The following is a 22,218-nucleotide window of genomic DNA, read 5'->3' as shown; positions in this document are numbered from 1 at the left end:
ACGGGCGAAATTGCTTCAATCGATACAACAATACCAAAATGAAAATATCAGGTTGCGCCACTGATATATCAGTTGTACGGTTTCATCTCCGGCATGAATTTCACCCTGCCCACGGCCCGGAAAGGCTTCGGACAGGGGCGGAAATGTCAGGCGCCGGCCAGTTTTCCTTGCGGAGAAGGAGGAGTCTCACGCATGCTCTCAGTCAGTCGTCGTGTTCTCATGGCAGCCGCGTTTGCTGTCGCTTTGGCACCGGCAGCCACCCTGCCAACAAAGGCCGAAGACCTGCCGGAGATTGAGTTCCTCTATTCTCCCTTTGCCGACTATGCGCCCTTCTTCGTCGCGGAAGATCTGGGATATTTCGATGAGTTCGGCGTCGACGTGACGCTCTCGCCGAAGGGCAACACGGCCGAGACCATCCAGATGCTCGCCTCCGGCAACATTGAAGCAGGCGCCGCCACCTGGGCCTCCAGCCTCTTCAACGCGCTTGATCGCGGCGCCACGGTTTCCATCATCGCCACCTCGGCGCGCATGCCGAACACGGTGCCCTCCCCGTCGCCTTTCATGGTGTCGCAAACGGCCTGGGATGAAGGCATCCGCACCGTTGCCGACCTCAAGGGCAAGCGCATCGGAATTCCCGGTCCCGGCGGCTTTGGCATGTATTCGGTCGCAAAGGCTCTCGAAAAGGGTGGCCTGACCATCGACGATGTCGAGCCGGTCTATCTGCCGCCGCCCGCGACTGCCGCCGCCTTCGCCAATGGCGGGCTTGAAGCGGGCTGGAGCATCGAGCCCTTCGCCCACCAGCTTGAAAAGCAGGGTCTTGGCCGCCGTCTGGTCGAGGATCACACCTTCGGCACCGAGCTCGGCCTGATCGCCTTCAACCAGGACTTCGTCGAAGAGAACGAGGAGGCGGTTGTGCGTTTCATGGCGGCCTATCTGAAGGCTGCGCGTCAGCTCGACAATGGCGGCTGGGAAGACGACAAGATCCTCGAAATCGTTTCGAACTACACCGGCACCGAGCCCGACGCCCTGCGCGGCATTCCCTATACGGTCCGTTCCGAAGACGGCGCCATCGACATGGAATCGGTGCGTGAACAGGAAGAGTTCTTCCGTCAGCGCGGCGCGCTCGAATATGAGGGAAATTCCGACATCGACAGCGTTTATCGCCGCGATCTTCTGCAGCGTGCCAACGAACTCCTCGCAAGCAAGAAGTGATGCAGGCCGTGCAGGAAAAAGTGCGTCCGTCTCCGGCGAAGACCGCCGGAGCGGCCATCGAGGTCAGCCATCTGACCAAAGCGTTCTACGACAGCCAGGACGACCGCGTGACCGTGGCCGTCTCCGACGTCAGCTTTGAGGTCGAGCGCGGCGAATTCGTGTGCATCGTCGGCCCCAGCGGCTGCGGCAAGACCACGGTTCTTCGCATTCTCGCCGGCCTTGAGGACGAGCTGAGCGGTTCCGTGAAGCTGCACACTTCGACGCCGCCGGCGATGGTTTTCCAGGAAGCGTCCGTGCTGCCCTGGCTGACCGTGTCGCAGAACATCGCGTTCCCTCTGAGCCTCAAAGGCGTGCCCCGCGCACAGCGGGAGACGCGTGTGCGCGAAATGCTGACGCTGACGGGCCTGACCGACTTCGCGAACGCCCTTCCCCATCAGCTTTCCGGCGGCATGAAGCAGCGCGTCTCCGTAGCGCGCGCGCTTGTCGACGACCGCGACATCCTCTTGATGGATGAGCCGTTCGGCGCACTGGATGAGCAGACGCGCCTGGTTCTCCAGCAGGAATTGCTGCGGATCTGGGAAACAACCGGCAAGACCGTGGTCTTCATCACGCACAGTGTCGATGAAGCGCTGACGCTGGCGGATCGCGTTCTCGTCATGTCGCCGCGCCCCGGCAGGTTGGTCGCCGACATGCGCGTCCCCTTCGAACGTCCGCGCGACGTTGTGGAGATGCGCCGCGACAAGCGTTTCTGGGATATGACTTACGAGGTCTGGCGCTTGCTGGCCTCTCCTGCGGAGGCATGAGATGAGCACTGCGACCACGATACTGACAGAAGACGAACTCCGCCGGCTCAAAACACCGGCGCGGCGTGAAAAACTGTTCCGCTTCGCGTCCTATTTCAGCCCGCTTCTGCTCCTTTTGATCTGGGAGCTGTCGAGCCAGTTCAACCTGATCGACCGCCGCTTCTTCCCGGCTCCCAGCGCAATCGCCGAAACGGCCTGGCGCATGATCGTGAGCCTGGAGCTTTTCGAGCATATGGGCGCAACCCTGCGCCGTGTGGGCATCGGCTACATAATGGGCGCCATTCCGGGCATCACGCTCGGCCTCATTCTGGGCCTGTCCCAGCCTGCCCGCCGCATCCTCGGTCCGATCTTCTCTGCACTCTATCCGGTGCCGAAGATCGCCATCCTCCCACTGATCCTGCTGATCTTCGGCGTCGGCGATGCATCCAAATTCGTCGTCATCGCCATCGGCGTGTTCTTCCTGATGTTCTACAACACCATGGGCGGCGTCCTGCAAACCCCGCAGATCTACATGGATGTCGCCAAGAACGCAGGCGCTAGCCGGTTCCAGACCTTCACGCGCATCGCCTTCCCGGCTGCGCTGCCAAGCATCTTCACCGGCCTGAAGCTTGCTGCGGGTTCGTCCTACATCATCATCGCAGCCGCCGAGTTCCTCGGTGCGCGCAGCGGCGTCGGCTTCTTCATCTGGGCATCGTGGCAGACCTTTGCGGTCTCGCGCATGTTCGTCGGCATCGTCGTGATTTCGGTCATGGGCTATCTCACCATCCTCGCCCTTGAGGCGCTGGAGCGGCACTTCGTAGCCTGGGCAAAGAACTGATCGGCTGAGGACAAGAGGCTCATGACCGTCGACACCGGCCCGGCCCCCAACGCCCACACACCCGTCTCGGAGCGCATCTATCTTGCGCTCCGGCAAAAAATCGTGCGCTGCGAACTCGCACCGGGCACCACGCTCGACACCAACGCCATTGCGCGTGACTACGACGTTTCGAAAACGCCGGTGCGCGACGCCATGCAGAAGCTCGCGGCCGACGGGCTCGTGACGATCCTGCCGCGCAGTGGCTATCGCGTGGCCACCATCACGTTTCAGGCCGTCCACGAAATCCTGGACCTGCGCGCGGCCATCGGCCCGCACGCGGCACGGCAGGCAGCGCGTTATGCCACCCCGGCCGACATCGCCGAGCTGCGCGAAATCGTTGCCGAATACGCCACGCCGCTCGACATCGGGGCCATGCAGCAGGTGGCGCGGCGCTTCCATGTCGCCATCGCGCAGTGCAGCCGCAACAAGCGCGTTGTCGCTCTCTCGGAAACCCTGTTCGACGAGCTTGAACGCCTCCTGCGCTTCGCAATCGATTTCTCGGTCAAGATCGGCGAACACTCGGACGAGCACACGGCGCTTGTCGACGCCATCGAGGCCGGCGATGGCGAAAGGGCCGCCGCCATCGAGGCCGAACACATCAAGAGCAGCCGGGCGTTCCTGATCGAACGCCTGATGACGCTCGGTTATCTGTCCGCTGGCGAAGTCCAGATCGGCAATGCAGCGCGGGGCATGGACGAATGATCGCATTTCCCGACGCAGTTGCGCGGCTGTCGGCAGCGCTTGGCGACACTCCGGCAGCGAAACTTGCCTCAGCAGCACTGATCGAGGCCGACGCACTCAACCTGTCGCGCTTCGGCATTGCCATGCTGGATGAGTGGACGGCCGACGCCGCGCCCGTCCCTACTGCCGAAACCCCGCAGACCTTAAGCTGGCTCGACTGCTCGGCCTCCTTTGCACCGCTTGCCGTTGCGAGCGCCACGCTGGACCTCGCCACAGCCGCACGGAAAAAGGGCATCGCCGCCGTCTTTCTGCGTGGCGTCAGGGGCTTCGGCCGGCTTGCTCCCTTCGTGCGCCATCTCGCCGATGCCGGCCTTGTCGGGATCGCCGGGGCCGAAGGCCCGCCTTTCGTCGCCGCCCATGGCGGCACACGCGCCGTCATCGGCACCAATCCGTTCGCCCTCGCCATGGGCACTGGCGCGGACCGCGTGGTGATCGACGTGGCAAGCAGCACCGCCACCATGGCCGACATCCGCAATGCCCGCAGCACCGGCGCTCCCCTGCCGGAGGGAATTGCGCTGAATGGTGAAGGGCAGCCGACCACCATCGCCTCTGAGGTTACCGCGCTTCTGCCGCGCGGCGGACAGGTCGGCTCTCTGCTTGGCCTCGTGGTCGAACTTCTCGCCGGTGTCGCCGGCGGTGGCCGCGACGATCCGAAAGGCCGGGGCGTGTTCCTGCTCGCCTTCGACCCTGAAGCAGCCGGAGACAGCATCGACTGGCAGGCCCGGCTTGCAGCCCTCAAAAGCGACTGGACCGGTAGTGGCGGTCACTGGCCGCGCGGCGGCGCACGCTCGCCCGAAGCCGCATTGGGCTATGATTTTGCAAAACGCCTCGATGCTCAGCTCGCACGCATGACAGGTGAGGCAAACCGATAATGCCACGCCTTTCCCGACACGGCCGGAGTGCCTCCGGCTCAGCCCCTCTGCGCGCCAATGCCCGGAAATGGCTGACCACCCCTCTTGCAGAAATGGTGCTCTAGATGACGACAAACCCTGCTTCCGCGCCCGTTGTTTCCGTCACCCCCGCTGACGGCCTGATCGACGAGCCCCGCCGCATCGTCGTCTCGGGCCTCGCGCCCGATGAACTCGTCGCGATCTCCGCGCGGACAGTGCGGGCGGGCGGCGTTGTCTGGTACAGCCAGGCGACCTTCATGGCCGATGCCGATGGCGTCGTCGATCTGACGCGCGATGCGCCCATTGGTGGCGATTATGCGGAAATCTCGGCCATGGGCCTCATCTGGAGCCAGAAGCCGGTCGACAGCAACAGTCAGGAGCTTTTCCCCGACGACGTCATGCAGCCGCTAAAGACGGCGCTGACGGCGGAAACCGCCGCCGGCGTCAAGGCAGAGGGTGCGCTTCTCCAGCGTCTCGCGGCTGAAGGCGTGGAACGGCAGGAAATCCGCGAAGACGGACTGGTCGGCACGCTGTTCACACCCGCAGGCCCCGGCCCGCATCCCGTCGTGGTGGTGCTCAATGGTTCCGGCGGCGGCATCAACGAGCCGCGCGGCGCGCTTTACGCCTCCCATGGCTATCAGGCTTTTGCGCTCGGCTATTTCAAGGCTCCGGGCCTGTCGCCCTTCATCACCGAAACCCCGCTCGAATATCTGGAGACCGGCCTCAACTGGGCGCACCGCACACTCAAGCCGCGCGACGGTTTCGTGGCGGTTGCCGGGCAGTCGCGCGGTGGCGAACTCTCCCTGCTTCTCGGCGCGACTTTCCCCGATCTCCTCTCCGCCGTGATCGCCTATGTGCCGGGCGCCATGGTGCATGGCGCACAGGGTGCGGGCGATCCCGCACGTGGCGGCTGGCAGGGCGTGACCTGGACCCGGGGTGGTGAGCCGCTTACCCATCTCTGGCAGGACAACAAGGCCGTGCACTGGCACCCCTGGGGCGGCGATGCACCACCGAACCGGCATCATTCCGTCTTCTTCGAGGGCCTGAAGGACACCGATCTGGCCACACGCTCACGCATTCCGATCGAGAACACGAAGGCCGCCGTTCTGCTCGTTTCGGGCCGCGACGACCGCGCCTGGCCATCGAGCCTCTACTCGAAAATGGTGGTTTCGACCCTCAACCGGCACGACCACCCGCACCTCGTCCGTCACCTCGATTTCGATGACGCCGGCCATGCGATCAACCTGCCCTTCGTGCCCTCGACCCAGTTGAGCCGCGAACATCCGGTTTCGAAAGTGCCCTACACGAATGGCGGCACGCCATCGGGCAACGCGCGGGCGGATGAAGGCTCCTGGCGCGGTGTCCTCGCATTCCTCGACGAACTCACACGCCCGGCCGGCTGAAGCGCCGGTCCACCCGCTTTCTTTTGCGCAAGCAGACAACTGAATCCTTCGAAAGGAAGATGAACATGCCCACGACAGAACACCTGGAAGGTCAATGGCGCGAATGGCGCTATGCCCACGTCGCCAAGATGTTCCGCCCGTATGGTTGGACTTCGCTGGTTGCGCAATACTGGCTGGAGAAAGACGATCAGGGCGTCACTTTTGACCTTCTGCCGGGCACCTGGTCGGTGGAAGACGGACGCATCATGTTCACCCCGCCCGCCGAAGGCCCGAACCTGTCGGTGGACGGCGAATACCCCACGGGCCCGGTGGAGATCATTCCGGGCCGCAACCAGACCTATGGTCATGGCGACAGCCTTCCGGTCTATTTCGGCCGCAACGAGGTGGAAACGCTTCTGCGCACGACGCATGACGGCCAGCCTCTTTTCGGCGTGCGCGTGCGCGACCCGCGCGAGGCCACGCGTCTGGAAGACGCCGGCGTCACCGCTTTCGATTACGATCCCGAATGGCGCATTCGCGGCGTCTACACGCCGAGCGAACGCACCGACTACGAGGCTGAAACCGTGGAAGAAGGCGTGCGTGAATCCACGCCGCGCATGGGCACCTTCACCTTCGAGTACAAAGGCAAGAGCCACGAACTCGTTCTCATCGGCAAGGACACGCCGGATGGCGTGCAGCCGGTCGCCCATGTGCGCGACAAGACCAATGGTCCCGTGACCTATGGCGCAGGCCGCGTCATTGAACTTCAGTTCACCGACGAGACCAACAGCCGCATCGACTGGATCGATTTCAACTATGCTGTGGCACTGCCCTGCGCCTTCACGAACTTCGTGACCTGCCCGCTGGTTCCGCCGGAAAACCACCTCGACTTCGAGGTTCTGGCCGGCGAAAAACGCCCTGCGCAGAACATTGCGCGGACCATGACCTATCAGCCCAAGGACTGACCGGCCTCCACAGTCTTCAGGCATGTGCCGCCAGGTGTTTCCCCTGGCGGCACAACGCCCTAAAATGTGATGGAAAGCCCGACGACCGGGCCATGCTGGGTCACGCGATACTTGAAGTCGCTGACATTGTCGCCGCCATCATAGTCCTGATACAGAACGCGATAGCCGACGCGGAACATGGTGGGCACGTCGCGGATCATGGTCCGGTAGCCGAGATAGGCCTGACCGTGCGCACTGAAATCAGTGCCGGCGCCAAAGCCGCCAATGTCTGCTTCCGCCGCAAAATTCCACCGGTCATCAATGTCGTAGATCATCCGCGCGCCGATGAACGGGTCAGTCCACTGCACCTTCCGGCGAGCGGTCATCGGCCCGACTTCGACCTTGGCGTCTATCTGTGTCCAGCGAACACCAAGCGTCGGCTCGATTGCAAACACGCGCGGCCTGCCAAAGAGCGTCGCGCCACCCAGCTCCTGCTCGTAGACGCGATAATAGGCGCCGGCGGCAAGCGTGGTGTTGATGACCTGCAACGCCAGTTCATTGTCCAGAATGTCTTCATCCTGGCTGGTCTTGACGTACTGGCCGTCGACATAGACGCCGAACGTGCCATTCGTGACTTCCAGATTGCCCATCAATCCGACATCGAGATTTTTGAAGATCTCATGAAAGGGCATTCTCACATCGGTGCTATATCCAAGCACGCCCGCCGTGCCGTTGAGCGACGCGCCCCAAACATAGGGGCTGAAAATCACCCGCCATCGCTGCTGATCCTGGATTTCGGCCTCTGTCGCGCCAAGCATATCGCTGGCCTGCGCCGCAGCGGACGCAGAGCACAGGGCAAAACCCGCCAGCGCGGCCCTGAAGAGGCGCGCAGCTGATAAACCACAACTCTTGCCCGCACAATGTTCGGTCATATTCCCCCCTCGCTCCGGCAGACACCGGCCGCCCCTTGTCCCTGGGATTCAGCGCAACACTTCGCCAAACTCAGAACTCACAAACATTTATTTCATCAAACAGGGCAAGTGAACTGGTTTTTTTACGAAAGCGTCGCGAAAGCCGAAACAGACGCCAGATGATTTTGGCCATTTCCTGCATCGTTTCCATCAACTCTCACCGGAGCGGTGAAAGTATTTTTCAGATGATCAATATTACTGGGTCCTGACCTGGGTCCTGACCCTAATTCAGCACCCTGATCCGGAATTGCGCCAGCACCTTTTCCTGCTGGTCACGGCTGATGGTCAGATCATCAGTCGTCAGCGCCTCGGTCAGATCCAGCTCATCGATCTGCGCATGCGCGATGCTTGCCCCCGTCAAAACCGCACGCGTCAGCCGGGTTCCATTGAGATTGGAGCCTGCAAAACTGGCGGATGAGAGATTGCAGCCGGTCAGGTTCGCACCACGCAGATCGCAAAACTCGAACGTGCTGCTTTCAAGATTGAGGCCATTCAGATCAGCGTCCTGAAGTTTCGTGCGCACGCACGAAAAGCCACCCATTATGTGCCGATGGTTGATCTGTCGCTGAACGTCGAGCTTCAGCTGCGCCTCACCCGCATCGCAGTCTTCCAGACGCAGCATGAAGCCCAGGCAGTCGCCAAACACATTGTGCGAGACATCGCATTTCAACAGAACCGCATTCGACAGGTCGCAGCGCGACCAGGTGCAGCGCTGCGTCTCCTCCTCTCCGCTGAAACGGCAGGATTGCAGTTTTGCGTCACGGAACGAACAGCCGATGAACTGACAGTCGTGAAAGGTGGAAAGACCAATCCGGCCGCCATCGAAAATGCAGTTCACGAACTCACATCGAAAAAACGTGGTTTCAAAGATCGCAAGGTCGTCGAGAACCTCATCGCGGAAGCTCTTCTCCGAAACGTTCTGCAACCCTGCGGCTTCTTCCAGGCTCATCGGGACCATTCAGAAAACCAGCAGCCCGAGCTGTTCCAGAAGCTCAGCGGCCTGCTGCCTTGAGATCATCGCCCCCCTGAAGCGGCGGGCGTCGGTCAGCTTTATCTCACCAAGATCGGCGTCGCGCAGATCCGCAAGCTCGAAACGGCAATCCGCCAGATTCGCGCCCCGCAGAGAACAGCCCTCGAATGTCGCCCCGCGAAAGTCGCACATCCGCAGGTCCGCCTCGCCGAAATCGACCCGCTTCAACACCTTCTTGCGAAACGAGAACGATGGCAGGGTGGCCATTCTCAGGAGCACTTCCTCGAGCTGAAGCTCAAGGCTGCGCACTTCCGTCAGGTCCGCGCCGAGCATCTTGCAGCCAGTGATGACCGCCGATGTGAGCGTTGCGCGCCGAAAGTTTGTATTACTGAAATCACTACCCACAATCCGGGCGTCGGTCATTTTTGCGCCAACGAAACTGGCCTTCGCAGCCCGGCAACCAACAAAAGCGGCATCATCCAGCTGCGCGCCATCAAAACAGGTCCGGGTGAGATTGCATTCCTCAAAATGCCATCCCTCCATGTCCAGCCGCGAGAGATCGGCGTCTTCCAGAACGCAGTTCCGCAGCACCACCGGCGCACCCGACCCGGTGAGCTGGCGTAGCGCATCCCTACCGAGTTCCTGATCGGCGAGCGTGGCGGAACCTTCGCCTGTTGAGATCATCTCAAAGCGGCCTTCCATGAAAGAACTTTCTGAACCAGCGTTGTCCTATTCCCACCGCGCTCCCGCCATCCTGACGGGAGATGCATTTGCGGCGAGGCCGAAGCATCTTGATGCGCCCTTATCGAAGACGCGCCGCGAACTTGCAATCGGAAGCGGCTCTGGCCCCAGGACACTCCTGACAGTCCGGCTCACATCGTCTTTACGCGCGCGGAGCGTTTTGCAGCTGATCCGCAAGAAACGCAAGGAAGCGCGGATGCGTCCCGTAAGCGACATTCACCCGGATCGCCGCCCTGCCCTGCGTCGGCCTGCCCGGCCGAAAGACGCTGCCCGGCGCAAGGAATATGCTCTCCTCAGAGGCCGCACGGCAGAGCGCCATCTCGTCAATCGAGTCGGGGAACTCCACCCAGAGATAGAAGCCCGGCGAGACACTCTTGCGAACTGTCAGCCCCAGCGCCTCAAGCCGCGCAAGCGAGGTCTTGTGCGCTTCCTCGACGCGCGATCTCAGCTTTCGCAGATGCCGCAGATACTGCCCGCCCTGAATGAGATGAAACACGAATCGTTCCACATAGTCGGAAGTGGCCACCGTGGTCAGCATCTTCAGATTGCCGAGCGCCCCGACAATGGAAGGATGACCGGCGACGAAACCGCAGCGCAGGCTGGCCGACAGCGTTTTCGAGAAGGTGCCGACATAGAGCACACGGTTTAGCTGATCGAGGGAGGCAAGCCGCGGCAATGTCGCGGGCAGAATGTCGGCCAGGGCATCGTTCTCCACAAGCAGAAAGCCCCAGCGTTCCGCAAGCTGCATGAGGCCGAACGAAACCGCCGGCGACAATGTGCTGCCGGTGGGGTTGTGGGCGAGAGACTGCGTGAAAAAGACCTTGGGCCGATGCAGCGCCAGCTTCGCGGCCAGATCTTCCAGATCCGGTCCGTCATGGCTGCGGCGAATGCCGATGATCTGCGCCTTGGCGAGGGTCAGTTTTGCAAAAAGCGGATAATAGCCCGGATCATCGACGAACACCGTGTCACCCGGCTCGATCAGATGCCGGATGATCAGGTCGAGCCCGTGATTGACCCCATGCGTGAGAAGAAGCCCGTCCGGCTGGGCGGTGATCGAACGCTCCAGAAGCAGAACCCGAAGGCGCTCGCGCAGCGGCGCATAGCCCCAGGAACTGCCATAGCCGAAATCCACCGCAGCAGGATCCGCCGTCCTGAAACTGGAAAAATAACGCTTGAGCTCCGCCCCTTCCATCCACGAGGCCGGCGGTCTGCCGTCGCCCGGCCGCACCTCATAGTGCTGGTCGAGCTGTTCGCGCAGGAGCGAGACCACATCCACCGCCGCAGCCACATGCGGGGCGGGCGGTGCGGGGCGGTCGATCTGAAACTGCGCGACGTAGTAGCCAGACCCGGCGCGTGCCTCCAGCAGCCCCCGCGCAACCAGCCTGTCATAGGCCTCCGCCATGGTGTTTTTGGAAACACCATGCTCCCGCGCGGCCTGGCGCACGGAAGGCAGCCGCTCACCCGATTTATAGGCTCCGGCGGCGAGCAGCCCGCTGACATGCTGGACAATGCGGTCGACGCGAGAGAGGCGCGTATCGCTTTCAGTCATCGCTTATTGTCCCATTCCTCCTGCTGGGACAGTCATCGCCAATTTGCGTCAAACTGTCCCTTGATTGTCCCAATTCATTTTAGGACAATTTGCGCTTATGAACAAACATGCTGTCTTGGGAGGAAGCAATGACCGATTTGAAAAGACGCCGTTTTCTGACGGCTTCCGCATTGGGCGGTGCAGCAGCATTGGCTATGCCCGCAGTGGCGCGCGCAGAAGAAGCAGTCCAGTGGCGCATGCAGGCGCTCTGGGACGGCGGAACAACGCCGTTTGAGTTCGAGAAGAAGTTCGTCGAGCGTGTCTCGGAGCTGACCGACGGCCAGTTCGAGATCAAGCTGTTCTCGGCGGGCCAGCTCGTGCCGGCCAATCAGGCGTTCGATGCGGTTCGCAGCGGCGCATTCCAGCTGATGAAGACTTTTGACGGCTATGAAGCCGGCAAAATCCCGTCTTTCGCCTTCACCTCGACCATTCCGTTCGGCTTCCCGGATCCCGACCAGTACGAAGCCTGGTTCTATGAGCTCGGCGGTCTTGAAATGGCCCGTGAAGCCTATGGCAAGGCCGGCCTGACCTACATCGCGCCGACCGTCTATGGCGAAGAGCCGATGCACTCGACCGTCAAGATCGAGAGCATTGCCGACATGGCCGGCAAGAAGGGCCGCTTTGTGGGCCTCGCTTCTGCGGTGATGGGCGATCTGGGTGTTGCGGTCACGCCGATGGCGACGGCCGAAGTCTATTCCGGTCTTGAAAAGGGCCTGATCGACTTTGCAGACCGTGGCGACCTCACGGCCAATTACGAGGCTGGCCTCGCCGAAGTCGCGAAGTTCATCATCCTGCCGGGCGTTCACCAGCCCACGACGGCCACCAGCTATGTGGCGAATTCGGCCGCCTATGACGCGCTGCCGGAAAGCTACAAGGCAGCCCTTGCCGTCGCAGCCCGCGAGATTTCGGGTTCGCTGCGTCAGCGCATCATCGTGCAGAACAGCCAGGTGCTCGACAAATATCGCGAGCAGGGCGTCGAGGTCATCTACCTCGATCCGGCGGATGTCGCAGAGGCCCGCTCCAAGGCCGTCACATCCTGGAAAGCCGCAACGAAGGAAGATCCGCTGGCGACCAAGATCGTCGACAGCCAGATCGGCTTCATGCAGTCGCTCGGTCTTATCTGATCCTTGTTCCAGGCGGGCGGCCACAGCGCCGCCCGCTATCGACCCTCAGGCTCAATGTCATTTCCATGCAGGCAGTCTACGCCTTCGTCACCGGTGTGAACCGGGTTCTCTTCGTTATCGCTGCGGTGATCATCTTCGCCGTCGTGCCGATGCTCCTCTATGAGGTGATCGCGCGCTACGCCTTCAATGCGCCCACCGTCTGGGCCATGGAAGCGAGTACGCTCGTCTTCGGCCCACACTTCATGCTGGCCGGCCCCTATCTGCTGCATCTGCGCGGACATGTGGCGGTCGACATCGTGAGCGAGAAGGCCCCTGCTCCCGTTCAGCGCGTGCTCAATGTGTTCGCCTTTCTCGTGATCGCGGTGTTCGCGGCCGTCTTCGCCGCCGTGAGCTGGCCTCTGGCCGTCAATGCATGGTCGCTCGGAGAGACGAGCTTCTCTGCCTGGAACCCACCCATCTGGTGGCTGAAATTCGTAGTGCCTTTCGCCTTTGTCATGCTGTGCGCACAGGCGCTGGTCGAGGCGGTTTTCGCCCTGCGCAATGATGCACGCACGGAGGCGCGCCCATGAGCTCCGAACTCGTTCTGGTGATCATGTTCGCGAGTCTGGTCGGACTGCTTCTGACCGGTCTTCCGCTCGCCTTCACGCTGGGCTCGCTTGCCCTCGTCTTCACGATCACCCTTTGGGGACCGGCGGCCCTTTCCGTCACCGTTCTCAATCTCTTTGACACGATGCAGTCGGAATCGCTGCTCGCCATTCCGCTCTACGTGATGATGGCCAGCGTTTTGCAGCGTTCGGGCGTGATCGAGAGCCTCTACAAGGCGATGGAACTGTGGTCGCGCCGCCTGCCCGGCGGGCTGGCCGTCGGCACCATCGCCATCTGCACGATCATCGCCGCCATGACCGGCATTGTCGGCGCAGCCGTTGCCGCCATGGGCATGCTTGCCCTGCCCTCGATGCTCAAGCGCAACTACCAGCCGGAACTCGCCATTGGCACGATCTGCGCCGGCGGCACGCTGGGCATCCTGATCCCGCCATCGGTCATCACCATTGTCTACGCGGTCACCGCGCAGGCCTCGATCGGGCAGATGTTCATCGCCGGCGTGATACCGGGCCTTCTGCTCGCCTCGCTCTATATCGGCTACATCGTGCTGCGTGCAGCGCTCAACCCGTCGATTGCCCCGCGTCCGGAAGAGAATGAAGACATCACCTGGGCCATGCGCATAGCCGCGCTGAAGTCGCTGGTGCTGCCGATGCTCATCATCGTTGGCGTTCTGGGCACCATCTATATGGGCATCGCCACGCCGACCGAAGCAGCCGCCGTGGGTGTTGCTTTGGCCTTCGTTTCAGCGTTGATCGAACGCCGTTTCGGCTGGGAGCTTCTGCGCGGGGTTGGCATGGACGTGGTCAAGGTCACGACCATGATCCTCTGGATCACCATCGGTGCGCGCGCCTTCGTCGCGATCTTCACCGGAACGGGCGGCGCGGATTTCCTGCTCGGCTTCATTCAGGACATGGACGCCAATCGCTGGGTCGTGCTGGCCGTCATGCTGGCGATCCTGTTCTTCCTCGGCATGTTCCTTGATGAGATCGGCATCATTCTCCTTTGCGTGCCCGTCTTCCTGCCGGTCATCGACTTTCTGGATTTCGACAGGCTCTGGTTCGGCATCCTGTTCCTCGTGTCGGCGCAGATGGCCTATATCTCGCCGCCCTTCGGCTACACGCTCTTCTATATGAAAGGCGTTCTGCCGGCCGGTATCGGCATGGGAACGGTCTATCGGGCCATCATTCCCTTCATGCTTCTTCAGGCGTTCGGCATCCTGATCTGCGCGCTGTTCCCGGAGCTGGTGCTCTGGCTCCCCAAAACCATGATTCAGTAACAACAGGACACATGATGAGCGACGTCCAATCGTCCCGTATTGAAGGCCTTCACAAGATGACCCCGGCAGAGCGCCTCCAGGCCGTTGCCCGGCAGGCGGAGCTTGGAAACGAGGCCATTTCAAGCCTCACCGCAGCAGCCGAAGGTCAGATAGAACTCGCCGACCGTATGGTCGAGAACGCGATCACCACCATGGCCATTCCGGTGGGCATCGCCACCAACATGATTGTCGACGGGCGCGAAATGCTGGTGCCGATGGCGACCGAAGAATCCTCCGTCGTCGCCGCCGTCTGCAACGCAGCCAAGCGCTGCCGCTCCACCGGCGGTTTCTTCACCTCCGGCAGCGGCCCCGTCATGGCGGCGCAGATCCAGCTTCTGGGCGCAAGCGACCCCGAAAATGTGCGTCTGAAGGTTTACGAGAAAATCGAAGAAATCAGGGCCATTTGCGACGAAACCGACCCGCTTTTGGTGAAATTCGGTGGCGGTTTCCGCGATATCGATGTGCGGGTCATTGCGAGTGATGAAGGGCCGATGACCATCGTGCACATCATCGTCGACACGCGCGACGCAATGGGCGCCAATGCGGTCAACAGCATGGCCGAGGCGCTGGCCCCGCGGCTCGCCGAATGGACCGGCGCGCGCACCTTGCTGCGCATTCTCACCAATCTGGCAGACCGGCGCGTGGTGCGCGCCCGCGCCGTATGGAAGCTCGAAGAGATCGGCGGCGAACAGGTGCGCGACGACATGCTGTCCGCCTACCGCTTCGCCGATGCAGACCCCTACCGCGCCGCGACCCACAACAAGGGCATCATGAACGGCGTCAGCGCTGTCGTGCTGGCAACCGGCAATGACACCCGCGCCATCGAGGCCGGCGCGCACGCCTTCGCCGCGCGCGACGGACGCTATCGCTCCATGTCGCGCTGGGAAAAGGATGCGGACGGCAATCTGGTCGGCATTCTGGAGATGCCGATGGCCGTGGGCCTGATCGGCGGCGCGACCAAGATCCACCCGACCGCCCAGGCCAATCTGAAGCTGCTCGGCGTCGAAACGGCCGATGCACTGGCCCGCATCGTGGTTTCCATCGGTCTTGCGCAGAACTTCGCCGCCATGCGCGCGCTTGCCACGACCGGCATCCAGAAGGGACACATGGCGCTGCATGCGCAGAATGTCGCCCTGATGGTCGGCGCGGTCGGTGACGAAATCGATCTGGTCGCGAGCGAACTCAAGACCCTCGGCAAGGTGCGGCAGGATCTGGCCGAAGAGATTTTGAAGCGCATCCGGGGCGACAAGTGAGCACGCGCGTCTCAATCGTCGAGGTGGCGCCCCGTGACGGGTTGCAGGCGCGCAGGGAGCACATCGAAACCGCCCACCGCATCGCGCTGATCGAGCGGCTGCGCCGCGCCGGCATTCAGCGGATGGAGGTGGGTGCGTTCGTCTCGCCAAAGCGCGTGCCGCGCATGGCAGACACGGCGGAAGTGATGAAAGCCGTCGGCGCATCGGAACGCGCCGGCGACATGGTGCTGGTCGCAAATGAGCGGGGACTGGAGCAGGCGCTCGCGGAAGGCGCGCGCGCCGTTGCCGTTTTCACGGCGGCAAGCGATGCTTTTGCGGAAAAGAACATCGGCTCCACGGTCAGCGCCTCTCTTCAACGCTTCGCGCCCATCGTCGCGCGGGCGCGTGAGGCGGGCGTGTTCGTGCGTGGCTACATCTCCACCATCACCGACTGCCCCTATGCCGGCCCGATTGAACCCGGGGCCGTCGCCCCGGTGGCCAAGGCCCTGCGCGAGATGGGCTGCCAGGAGATCGCCCTTGGCGAAACGCTCGGAAAGGCGACACCGGCGCGCATCGCCGCCGTGGTGGAAGCGGTCGCAAAAAACGTTCCAATGGATGAAATCGCGGCCCATTTCCACGACACTTATGGCATGGGCGTCGCCAATGTCTGGGAAGCGGTGAGGCTCGGCGTTCGCACCGTGGATGCGGCTGCGGGCGGCCTCGGCGGCTGCCCCTTTGCCCCCGGCGCAGCCGGCAATGTGGCGACGGAAGATGTCGTTTATCTTCTGAACGGTCAGGGCATGGAGACCGGCATCGCGCTCGATCCGCTTCTCGACGCCGTTTCCTTCTGCGCGGACACGATGGGCATCGCCCCGACCAGCCGCGTCTACAAGGCGCTCCGCGCGCCCGAGTGCTGATGATGGAAAGCCAGCCGTGCTAAAGCTGGCTGGCTTTCGCTCTCGTCAACAAGACAGCGTCAAAGATATGCGGCAAGGCCGGCGAGCAGACCATCGATCTGCTCCGGCGTATGGCTGGAGAAGACCGCGATCCTGAGCGTTTCCACCGGCGGCGCATCCGAGTAACCGTCAGCGCTCACATGCTTCACCACGATGTCGCGCGCGCGAAGCTTCTCGCTCACCTGCTTCAGATCGACCGACGCCTGAACATTGAAGATCGGCACGGGCGTCTGCGGAACAGCGAGCCCCAGCTCGGCAAGGCCAACGCGCATATGCGCCACATTCACGCGCAGCGACTGGAGCATGGCCGGGCTTTCCATGAAAAGCCGCAACCCCGCACCAGCCGCAGCCGCAGCCGGAACCGGCGGAGGCGACGCGCCAGCGACGACACCGCCCTTGGTCGCGATTTTCTCCGCAAGCGCACGACTTGCCGGCACGACGCCGCCAAAACCGCCAAACGCCTTGCTGAGCGTGCCGGCGCAAAACGCACGGTCCCCTTCAAGGCCGAAATGCTCGAGCGTTCCACGCCCCGTGCCGCCGAGAACCCCGACGCCGTGTGAATCGTCGATGCAGAGCAGCCCGCCCGGCCAGGCTTCCAGAATATCGGCGTATGCATCGAGCGGAGCGAGCGCACCGGTTGACGGGAACACACCATCGCTCACCACGACAGGCACCTGCCCGGGCTTTAGATGACGGCGCATTTGCTCTGAAAGATGCTGCGGATCGCGGTGCTTGAAACGGACAACCGGCCGCTCGGCGCATTTCAGCGCGTCATTCACACTGAAATGGGATCGTTCATCGGCAAAGGCCACATCGTAGTCGTCACGCAGGGCGAGCAGAAGCGCCATTATGGAGAGATAACCGGAAGCCACATAGGCTGCGGCATCGCAGCCGAAGTGCTGACAGACCAGCGCTTCGGTCTCAGTATAGACCGGCATGTCGGCGCGGGTTGCCGGGCCGAGCCCATACGTCCGCAATGCCTGCACCGCCGCCTCAATGATGACGGGATGCCCATGAAGGGCGTGGTAACTGGTTCCGCAAAAGTAATCGACGTCACGGCCGCCTATGCGCATGCGCGCGCCGATGGGCGAATCCATTCTGTCCTGCGCGTCCAGTGGCTCCTCAACAATCATTCTGCATTCCGCCCAATGGTTTCGCATTCAAGACCGGCGATGAAACCGGCATCCAGATCAGCGCCAAGTCCCGGAGCATCGGGCACCATAATGCGCCCGCCCTCGCCATAGACCATGCCGCCAACGACCGGATCTTCACGCAGCATGTCTGCGCCGTCCAGATCCGCGAAAACGATATTTCCGCGTGACGAGACCAGATGCGTGGCAGCGGTGAGCCCCAGACGGGTCTCGGTCATGCAGCCGACCATGCATTTTATGCCTGTCGCTTCAGCCAGGGCGTTGATTTTCAGCGCCACGTGAATTCCGCCAGACTTCGCCAGTTTGATGTTGAAATAATCGCAGGCTCCGGTCGTGACGAGGCGCATGGCGTCGTGCTCGTCGAAAAGCGCCTCATCGGCCATGATGGGGATCGCTCCAAGCGAACGGGCGGCGGCGAGACCCTCGAAATCCCAGGCTGCAACAGGCTGTTCGCAATACTGGATGTCAAAGGCCGACAATCGCCTGAGCGCCTGAAGCGCGTCCACCCGGTCCCAGCCCTGATTGGCGTCGATCCGAATGGCGATGTCCGGCCCCAGAACGTCGCGGATCGCCGCGACGCGCGCCACATCCTCCGCAACGCCCGCGCCCAGCTTGACCTTGACCGCCGTGAAGCCGCGTTCGCGGAACTCAAGAGCGTGCGCAGCCATGGTCTCGGGCGTATCGATGCCCACCGTGTTGTCGGTGACGATCTCTCGCCTTGGCCCCGCCAGAACCGCGTATAGCGGCAATTGCGCCGTCTTTCCCAGAAGGTCATAAAGCGCCATGTCGAAAGCCGAACGGATCGTGGCGTTGTTCGGCAGGAAGGCGCGCATGCCGGCGACGCAACCGTCAATATCCAGCGGGTCCCGGCCGATCAGCCATTGCGCCAGATCGCGCGCATTGGCCAGCGCGGCCTCCCGGGTCTCGCCCACCACGGGCCGAAAGAGGTTGGCCTCCCCGAGCCCGTAGAGGCCGTCATCCGTATGCACCCTGACGAAAATCGTCTCGGTAACGCTCGTCTCGCCAATGGCGATCCGGAACGGGCGCTTGAGCGGCAATCCCGCCTTGAAAATCTCGATATGCGAAATGGACATGATACCCTCGTGACCGCTCAGGGTCGCCGCTCCAGAAACATTTGACCGACACGAATGCCCCGCCTGCCTTCCTCATCGACGGCATCGAGTTCCAGAAGCTCGTTGTCGTAGAGGATGCCGTGCATCCTGAAGCGACCCGGACCGACCGGTTCGCACGCATGCGTGCAGAAATATTCGATCAGGCATTTGAGCCCCCCATTGGCGTAAAACAGGTTGGTGACGTTGAAGTCCGGCCCGTAATCGCCAAGATGCGGCGCAATTTCCGCCGGAACTTCACTTTGACAGGGTTGGGTTTTCCGCCATTCCTTGTCTTTCCAGCGCATTTCGTCCTGCGCCGGGAAAGCGACATCCATATGTGCGTAATCCGCACCCTCACCGTAAATGCGGCCATCGATCCGGAAATCGGCCCCTGAGACGCGGCGAAGTTCCAGCGGCACGCCATCACCCATAAGGTAAAGCCGCCCATTGCTTGCGCGCACTTCCACGGCCTCGCCCTCGGTCGCATCCTGCTCGGCATAATGGCCAACGAGGTCCTCCAGCTCTTCGGGAGCCAGAGGCGTGCGTGGCTTCGGCGGCACCGGCGCCGCCCCCATCTTGCGATCAGCCAGTGCGAGTTGCAGCCCCTTCACGGTCAACCGGCTGGCGATCTGGTTGCTGAAATCCAGTGTCGAGAAAATCAGCGCACCGAGACCGGCAGCTGGCAGAAGCGTCATCTGGGTCGCAAAACCATAGACCGCGCCGCCATGGCCAATCGACATCCAGCCATCCACCTCTCCCAGTCCGAAGCCAAGGCCATAACCCTTCAGGTCACCGCTATAGCCCGGCGGCCGTTCTCCGACGGGCATCCACATCCGCGTCAGGCTTCCAGGCGAGATGATCGAGGCGCCGTCAGACGTAAAGCCACCACGAAGGAGCGTGCGGGCGAAGAGCCCCATGTCGGACAGCGTCGAATAGATGTTGCCGGCGGGCGAACCGCCGAGATCGAAGACGGGTGCGGGAACATCCGCTTCCATGGTCCACATCCACGCAGGCGCAAGCCGCGCCAGAAGTTCCGGCGATACGGTGTTAGCGCTGTTCGACATACCGATCGGGCGGAAGAGATGATCCGCCACATAGGTGTTGAAATCGCAGCCGGACACGAGTTCGACCACCCGCCCGACGACCGCAATGCCGGCGTTGGAATAACGGAAAACGCCCGCGCTGGGGTCTTCCTTCAGGGTGGATTCCGCCAGTTCGCGCACCGTTTCGGACAGAACCGGGCGCTGGGAATCAAGATAGTGTCCGCTCTTCGGCTCACGCACCAGACCGGAGGTGTGGCTCATCAGCTTGCGCAGCGTGATGTTGTTGCCATGCGGCCCGGACGGGTCGTTGTCGAAGGGATTGTGCGGTGAAAATTCCGGCAGATATTCCCGGATATCGGCATCGATATCGACCTTGCCCGCTTCTGCAAGCTGCATCAGCGCAAGCGCCGTGAACATTTTCGTCAGTGAGCCGATGCGAAAGGCCGTATCCTCACCCATCGCATGGTCCAGATCGCTGCGCCTGACATGCCCGCTCGCCAGGACGCCATCCCGGTCGACAAGCACATAGGACACGGAAGGGAGAGCCTTGTCCTCCACTTCATAGGCGACGAACTTCTCAAAACGCTCCGCGAGCGATGTCACATCTGAACTCAAGATTGCCCCCTATTTTGCGATCCGCGGATCGAGAATGTCGCGCAATGCGTCTCCGACCAGGTTCCAGGAGAGAACGAAGAGGAAGATCGCCATGCCCGGGAAAAACAGCGTGTACCAATAGGCAAAGGGGTTATCGCCCTGCCCAACGATCCAGTTGCGCGAGCAGGCGATGAACTGGCCCCAGTCCGCATAGCCCTCTTCCGTTCCGACCCCGAGAAAGCTGAGCGCCGAGGCGGCCAGAACCATGGAGCCGGTCGCCATGGTTGCCAGAACCAGAACCGGGAAGAAGGTGTTGGGAAGAATGTGCTGGAGGATAAGACGCCTGTCGCTCGTGCCATAGGCACGCGCCGCATGCACGAAATCCATCTCCTTCACGCGAAGGATTTCGCTTCGCACGACACGCGCATAATTCATCCAGCCAAACGCGCTCAGCGCGATGATCATGGGCACCAGCCCCTTGCCGAGCAGCGCCGTGAGCACCATTGCAGCGATGAGAATGGGAACGGCCATGAAGACGTCGACGATGCGCATCAGCACTTCATCGACCAGACCGCCGTAGAACGCGGAGACAGAGCCGATGAGTACACCGACGAAAACGGAAATGAGAACGACGCCAAGGCCGATCTTGAAAGCCGTACGGGTGCCCCACACCAGCCCGTAATAGATATCGAACTGGCCCTGTGTCGTTCCGAACGGATGTTCGTCGGAGGGTGGCTGCGGCTGCGCCCAGAAGCCGGCGCGCGGCGTGTCGTAAGGGCTGATCTGATAGGGTTCGGGAACCGCCAGGAGCGGCGCAAAGAGCGCCACCACCACAAAGCCGATCAGCAGAACCAGGCCGAACAGGGAAAGCGGATTGCGCAGGAGATAACGGAGCACGGTCATGCCAGCTTCACCCTCGGATCGAGCAGCGGATAGAGCAGATCCACGACCAGATTGATGACGACCAGAACGAGCGCAAAATAGAGCGCGAAGCCGAGCACGCCGGGAAAATCCAGATTGGACGCGGCATCGGCGGCAAACCGGCCAATGCCATGATAGTCGAAGATAGTTTCAGTGATCACGACGCCCCCCATCATGTAGGCCAGCTCCATGCCGGCGATGGTGACCACGGGCAGCATCGCATTGCTGCGCCCATGCTTGTTTTGAACGACCTTTTCGGGAAGCCCCTTGGCGCGCGCCGTGCGGATATAGTCCTGTCGCAGGGTCTCCAGCATGCTGGTGCGCATCACCCGCGTCATGCTGGCGAGGTTGACATAGGTGAGCGTGATGACCGGCGCGATCAGATGCCGTATAGCGTCGAAGAACACCGCCATATTGCCGTTGAGTAGCGCATCCAGCGTGTTCACACCGGTGTAGCGGGTGAAGGCGTCGCCGGCCACGACCACTTCCGCCCACTGGCTGAGACGGCCGGGCGGAAACCAGTTCAGCGTGCCGTAGAAGATCAGCAGCATCATCAGGCCGAACACGAACACCGGAAACGACCAGCCAATGATGGTGAAGATGCGAATGGCGTGGTCGATGCCCTTGTTCAGGTGAACGCCGGCCTTGGTGCCAAGCCAGATGGCCCCCAACAGGCTGGGGATGAAGGCGAAGAAGACCAGCTCCGCCGTTGCCGGAAACAGGTCCAGCAGCGCCTCAGACACAGGCGCACGCGCGGTCTCCGACCAGCCGAGATTGCCCGACAGGACATTGCCAAGCCATTCCTTGTACTGAACGAGAAATGGCTCATCGAGACCGTATTTCTCAATGAGAGCGGCGATCTGTGCGCTGCCCCCCTTCAGAAATTCCGGCCCGGGCGCATAAGCGGCGAGCCGCTGCACGGGCGACAACATCATCTGCAGGGAGAAGATCATCAGAGTGAGAGCAAGCAGCACCACGGGAATGAACACCGCTCGGCGCAGGAGATAATACAGCATGGCATCCATGTCTTCGGGGGAGCGAAACCGGGCGGCCTCCGCGCTGAGCGCGC

At 62.1% G+C, this 22,218-nt stretch carries 21 protein-coding genes; 12 read left to right on the top strand and 9 right to left on the bottom strand.

Features of this window, described 5'->3' with window-relative positions; translation table 11 throughout:
• The first annotated feature begins 192 nt into the window (after window positions 1-192).
• The 7 genes from DEJ54_RS21360 to DEJ54_RS21330 all read left to right on the top strand — a co-directional run bounded on the left by DEJ54_RS21360 (window position 193) and on the right by DEJ54_RS21330 (window position 6,849).
• Complete coding sequence (locus DEJ54_RS21360) at window positions 193-1,212, top strand: ABC transporter substrate-binding protein (RefSeq protein ID WP_113156769.1); 1,020 nt, start codon at window positions 193-195, stop codon at window positions 1,210-1,212.
• A complete protein-coding gene (locus tag DEJ54_RS21355; protein ID WP_113156768.1) occupies window positions 1,212-2,015 on the top strand; it encodes an ABC transporter ATP-binding protein in 804 nt (267 codons plus the stop codon). Before DEJ54_RS21360 ends, DEJ54_RS21355 begins: the two co-directional genes overlap by 1 nt.
• Window position 2,016: 1 nt before the next feature.
• Entirely contained in the window at window positions 2,017-2,832 is an 816-nt protein-coding gene (locus DEJ54_RS21350; protein WP_113156767.1) for an ABC transporter permease, read from the top strand.
• Window positions 2,833-2,853: 21 nt separating this feature from the next.
• Window positions 2,854-3,573 carry a GntR family transcriptional regulator gene (locus tag DEJ54_RS21345; RefSeq protein ID WP_113156766.1) on the top strand — a complete coding sequence of 240 codons (720 nt, stop codon included), beginning with the start codon at window positions 2,854-2,856 and terminating at the stop codon, window positions 3,571-3,573.
• Window positions 3,570-4,484, top strand: coding sequence for an Ldh family oxidoreductase (locus tag DEJ54_RS21340; protein WP_113156765.1), 915 nt, complete (start codon window positions 3,570-3,572; stop codon window positions 4,482-4,484). Before DEJ54_RS21345 ends, DEJ54_RS21340 begins: the two co-directional genes overlap by 4 nt.
• 104 nt (window positions 4,485-4,588) lie before the next feature.
• Window positions 4,589-5,905, top strand: a complete 1,317-nt coding sequence (locus DEJ54_RS21335) for an acyl-CoA thioesterase/BAAT N-terminal domain-containing protein (RefSeq protein ID WP_113156764.1) — start codon at window positions 4,589-4,591, stop codon at window positions 5,903-5,905.
• 65 nt (window positions 5,906-5,970) lie between these two features.
• Window positions 5,971-6,849, top strand: coding sequence for a DUF1684 domain-containing protein (locus DEJ54_RS21330; RefSeq protein WP_113157137.1), 879 nt, complete (start codon window positions 5,971-5,973; stop codon window positions 6,847-6,849).
• Between the two features lie 59 nt (window positions 6,850-6,908).
• Here the strand turns inward: DEJ54_RS21330 and DEJ54_RS21325 are convergent, their stop codons facing one another.
• The 4 genes from DEJ54_RS21325 to DEJ54_RS21310 all read right to left on the bottom strand — a co-directional run bounded on the left by DEJ54_RS21325 (window position 6,909) and on the right by DEJ54_RS21310 (window position 11,059).
• Complete coding sequence (locus DEJ54_RS21325; protein WP_245447819.1) at window positions 6,909-7,646, bottom strand: hypothetical protein; 738 nt, start codon at window positions 7,644-7,646, stop codon at window positions 6,909-6,911.
• Between the two features lie 376 nt (window positions 7,647-8,022).
• Window positions 8,023-8,748, bottom strand: coding sequence for a pentapeptide repeat-containing protein (locus DEJ54_RS21320; RefSeq protein WP_204360917.1), 726 nt, complete (start codon window positions 8,746-8,748; stop codon window positions 8,023-8,025).
• Between the two features lie 9 nt (window positions 8,749-8,757).
• Window positions 8,758-9,471 carry a pentapeptide repeat-containing protein gene (locus DEJ54_RS21315; protein ID WP_206994602.1) on the bottom strand — a complete coding sequence of 238 codons (714 nt, stop codon included), beginning with the start codon at window positions 9,469-9,471 and terminating at the stop codon, window positions 8,758-8,760.
• Between the two features lie 181 nt (window positions 9,472-9,652).
• Window positions 9,653-11,059 carry a PLP-dependent aminotransferase family protein gene (locus tag DEJ54_RS21310; RefSeq protein ID WP_113156762.1) on the bottom strand — a complete coding sequence of 469 codons (1,407 nt, stop codon included), beginning with the start codon at window positions 11,057-11,059 and terminating at the stop codon, window positions 9,653-9,655.
• 128 nt (window positions 11,060-11,187) lie between these two features.
• On the opposite strand from DEJ54_RS21310, the gene dctP reads away from it, so the two are divergent.
• The 5 genes from dctP to DEJ54_RS21285 all read left to right on the top strand — a co-directional run bounded on the left by dctP (window position 11,188) and on the right by DEJ54_RS21285 (window position 16,289).
• Window positions 11,188-12,222, top strand: a complete 1,035-nt coding sequence (dctP, locus tag DEJ54_RS21305; protein WP_113156761.1) for a TRAP transporter substrate-binding protein DctP — start codon at window positions 11,188-11,190, stop codon at window positions 12,220-12,222.
• 65 nt (window positions 12,223-12,287) lie between these two features.
• Window positions 12,288-12,791, top strand: coding sequence for a TRAP transporter small permease subunit (locus DEJ54_RS21300; RefSeq protein WP_113156760.1), 504 nt, complete (start codon window positions 12,288-12,290; stop codon window positions 12,789-12,791).
• Complete coding sequence (locus tag DEJ54_RS21295) at window positions 12,788-14,101, top strand: TRAP transporter large permease subunit (RefSeq protein ID WP_113156759.1); 1,314 nt, start codon at window positions 12,788-12,790, stop codon at window positions 14,099-14,101. Before DEJ54_RS21300 ends, DEJ54_RS21295 begins: the two co-directional genes overlap by 4 nt.
• 14 nt (window positions 14,102-14,115) lie before the next feature.
• The gene (locus tag DEJ54_RS21290; protein WP_113157134.1) at window positions 14,116-15,393 is read left to right on the top strand and encodes a hydroxymethylglutaryl-CoA reductase, degradative; all 1,278 of its coding nucleotides are present in this window, start codon (window positions 14,116-14,118) and stop codon (window positions 15,391-15,393) included.
• Complete coding sequence (locus tag DEJ54_RS21285) at window positions 15,390-16,289, top strand: hydroxymethylglutaryl-CoA lyase (protein WP_113156758.1); 900 nt, start codon at window positions 15,390-15,392, stop codon at window positions 16,287-16,289. The genes DEJ54_RS21290 and DEJ54_RS21285 overlap by 4 nt, the downstream gene beginning before the upstream one ends.
• Before the next feature lie 59 nt (window positions 16,290-16,348).
• Here DEJ54_RS21285 and DEJ54_RS21280 read toward each other — a convergent pair whose 3' ends face one another.
• The 5 genes from DEJ54_RS21280 to DEJ54_RS21260 are packed head-to-tail and all read right to left on the bottom strand — an operon-like array spanning window position 16,349 to window position 22,165.
• Window positions 16,349-17,461: a pyridoxal phosphate-dependent aminotransferase family protein gene (locus DEJ54_RS21280; RefSeq protein WP_113156757.1), complete on the bottom strand. Its 1,113-nt coding sequence runs from the start codon at window positions 17,459-17,461 to the stop codon at window positions 16,349-16,351.
• Window positions 17,458-18,573, bottom strand: coding sequence for a mandelate racemase/muconate lactonizing enzyme family protein (locus DEJ54_RS21275; protein ID WP_113156756.1), 1,116 nt, complete (start codon window positions 18,571-18,573; stop codon window positions 17,458-17,460). The genes DEJ54_RS21280 and DEJ54_RS21275 overlap by 4 nt, the downstream gene beginning before the upstream one ends.
• 17 nt (window positions 18,574-18,590) lie before the next feature.
• A complete protein-coding gene (locus DEJ54_RS21270; protein WP_113156755.1) occupies window positions 18,591-20,249 on the bottom strand; it encodes a serine hydrolase in 1,659 nt (552 codons plus the stop codon).
• A gap of 9 nt (window positions 20,250-20,258) precedes the next feature.
• A complete protein-coding gene (locus DEJ54_RS21265) occupies window positions 20,259-21,131 on the bottom strand; it encodes an ABC transporter permease (RefSeq protein WP_113156754.1) in 873 nt (290 codons plus the stop codon).
• Window positions 21,128-22,165, bottom strand: a complete 1,038-nt coding sequence (locus DEJ54_RS21260) for an ABC transporter permease (RefSeq protein ID WP_113157133.1) — start codon at window positions 22,163-22,165, stop codon at window positions 21,128-21,130. The genes DEJ54_RS21265 and DEJ54_RS21260 overlap by 4 nt, the downstream gene beginning before the upstream one ends.
• Window positions 22,166-22,218: the final 53 nt, after the last annotated feature.

The sequence above is a fragment of the Nitratireductor sp. OM-1 genome, assembly GCF_003296175.1.
Taxonomy (GTDB): Bacteria; Pseudomonadota; Alphaproteobacteria; order Rhizobiales; family Rhizobiaceae; genus Nitratireductor; species Nitratireductor aquimarinus.
The sequence above is the reverse complement of the archived record's forward strand: the minus strand, read 5'-3'. Positions and strand labels throughout refer to the sequence as shown.

Excerpts from the sequence above, each read along its gene's own strand:
- DEJ54_RS21360 (WP_113156769.1), top strand. The coding sequence starts at position 193 with ATGCTCTCAGTCAGTCGTCGTGTTCTCATGGCAGCCGCGTTTGCTGTC.
- DEJ54_RS21355 (WP_113156768.1), top strand. The coding sequence starts at position 1,212 with ATGCAGGCCGTGCAGGAAAAAGTGCGTCCGTCTCCGGCGAAGACCGCC.
- DEJ54_RS21350 (WP_113156767.1), top strand. The coding sequence starts at position 2,017 with ATGAGCACTGCGACCACGATACTGACAGAAGACGAACTCCGCCGGCTC.
- DEJ54_RS21345 (WP_113156766.1), top strand. The coding sequence starts at position 2,854 with ATGACCGTCGACACCGGCCCGGCCCCCAACGCCCACACACCCGTCTCG.
- DEJ54_RS21340 (WP_113156765.1), top strand. The coding sequence starts at position 3,570 with ATGATCGCATTTCCCGACGCAGTTGCGCGGCTGTCGGCAGCGCTTGGC.
- DEJ54_RS21335 (WP_113156764.1), top strand. The coding sequence starts at position 4,589 with ATGACGACAAACCCTGCTTCCGCGCCCGTTGTTTCCGTCACCCCCGCT.
- DEJ54_RS21330 (WP_113157137.1), top strand. The coding sequence starts at position 5,971 with ATGCCCACGACAGAACACCTGGAAGGTCAATGGCGCGAATGGCGCTAT.
- DEJ54_RS21325 (WP_245447819.1), bottom strand. The coding sequence starts at position 7,646 with ATGCTTGGCGCGACAGAGGCCGAAATCCAGGATCAGCAGCGATGGCGG.
- DEJ54_RS21320 (WP_204360917.1), bottom strand. The coding sequence starts at position 8,748 with ATGAGCCTGGAAGAAGCCGCAGGGTTGCAGAACGTTTCGGAGAAGAGC.
- DEJ54_RS21315 (WP_206994602.1), bottom strand. The coding sequence starts at position 9,471 with ATGGAAGGCCGCTTTGAGATGATCTCAACAGGCGAAGGTTCCGCCACG.
- DEJ54_RS21310 (WP_113156762.1), bottom strand. The coding sequence starts at position 11,059 with ATGACTGAAAGCGATACGCGCCTCTCTCGCGTCGACCGCATTGTCCAG.
- dctP (WP_113156761.1), top strand. The coding sequence starts at position 11,188 with ATGACCGATTTGAAAAGACGCCGTTTTCTGACGGCTTCCGCATTGGGC.
- DEJ54_RS21300 (WP_113156760.1), top strand. The coding sequence starts at position 12,288 with ATGCAGGCAGTCTACGCCTTCGTCACCGGTGTGAACCGGGTTCTCTTC.
- DEJ54_RS21295 (WP_113156759.1), top strand. The coding sequence starts at position 12,788 with ATGAGCTCCGAACTCGTTCTGGTGATCATGTTCGCGAGTCTGGTCGGA.
- DEJ54_RS21290 (WP_113157134.1), top strand. The coding sequence starts at position 14,116 with ATGAGCGACGTCCAATCGTCCCGTATTGAAGGCCTTCACAAGATGACC.
- DEJ54_RS21280 (WP_113156757.1), bottom strand. The coding sequence starts at position 17,461 with ATGATTGTTGAGGAGCCACTGGACGCGCAGGACAGAATGGATTCGCCC.
- DEJ54_RS21275 (WP_113156756.1), bottom strand. The coding sequence starts at position 18,573 with ATGTCCATTTCGCATATCGAGATTTTCAAGGCGGGATTGCCGCTCAAG.
- DEJ54_RS21265 (WP_113156754.1), bottom strand. The coding sequence starts at position 21,131 with ATGACCGTGCTCCGTTATCTCCTGCGCAATCCGCTTTCCCTGTTCGGC.
- DEJ54_RS21260 (WP_113157133.1), bottom strand. The coding sequence starts at position 22,165 with ATGCTGTATTATCTCCTGCGCCGAGCGGTGTTCATTCCCGTGGTGCTG.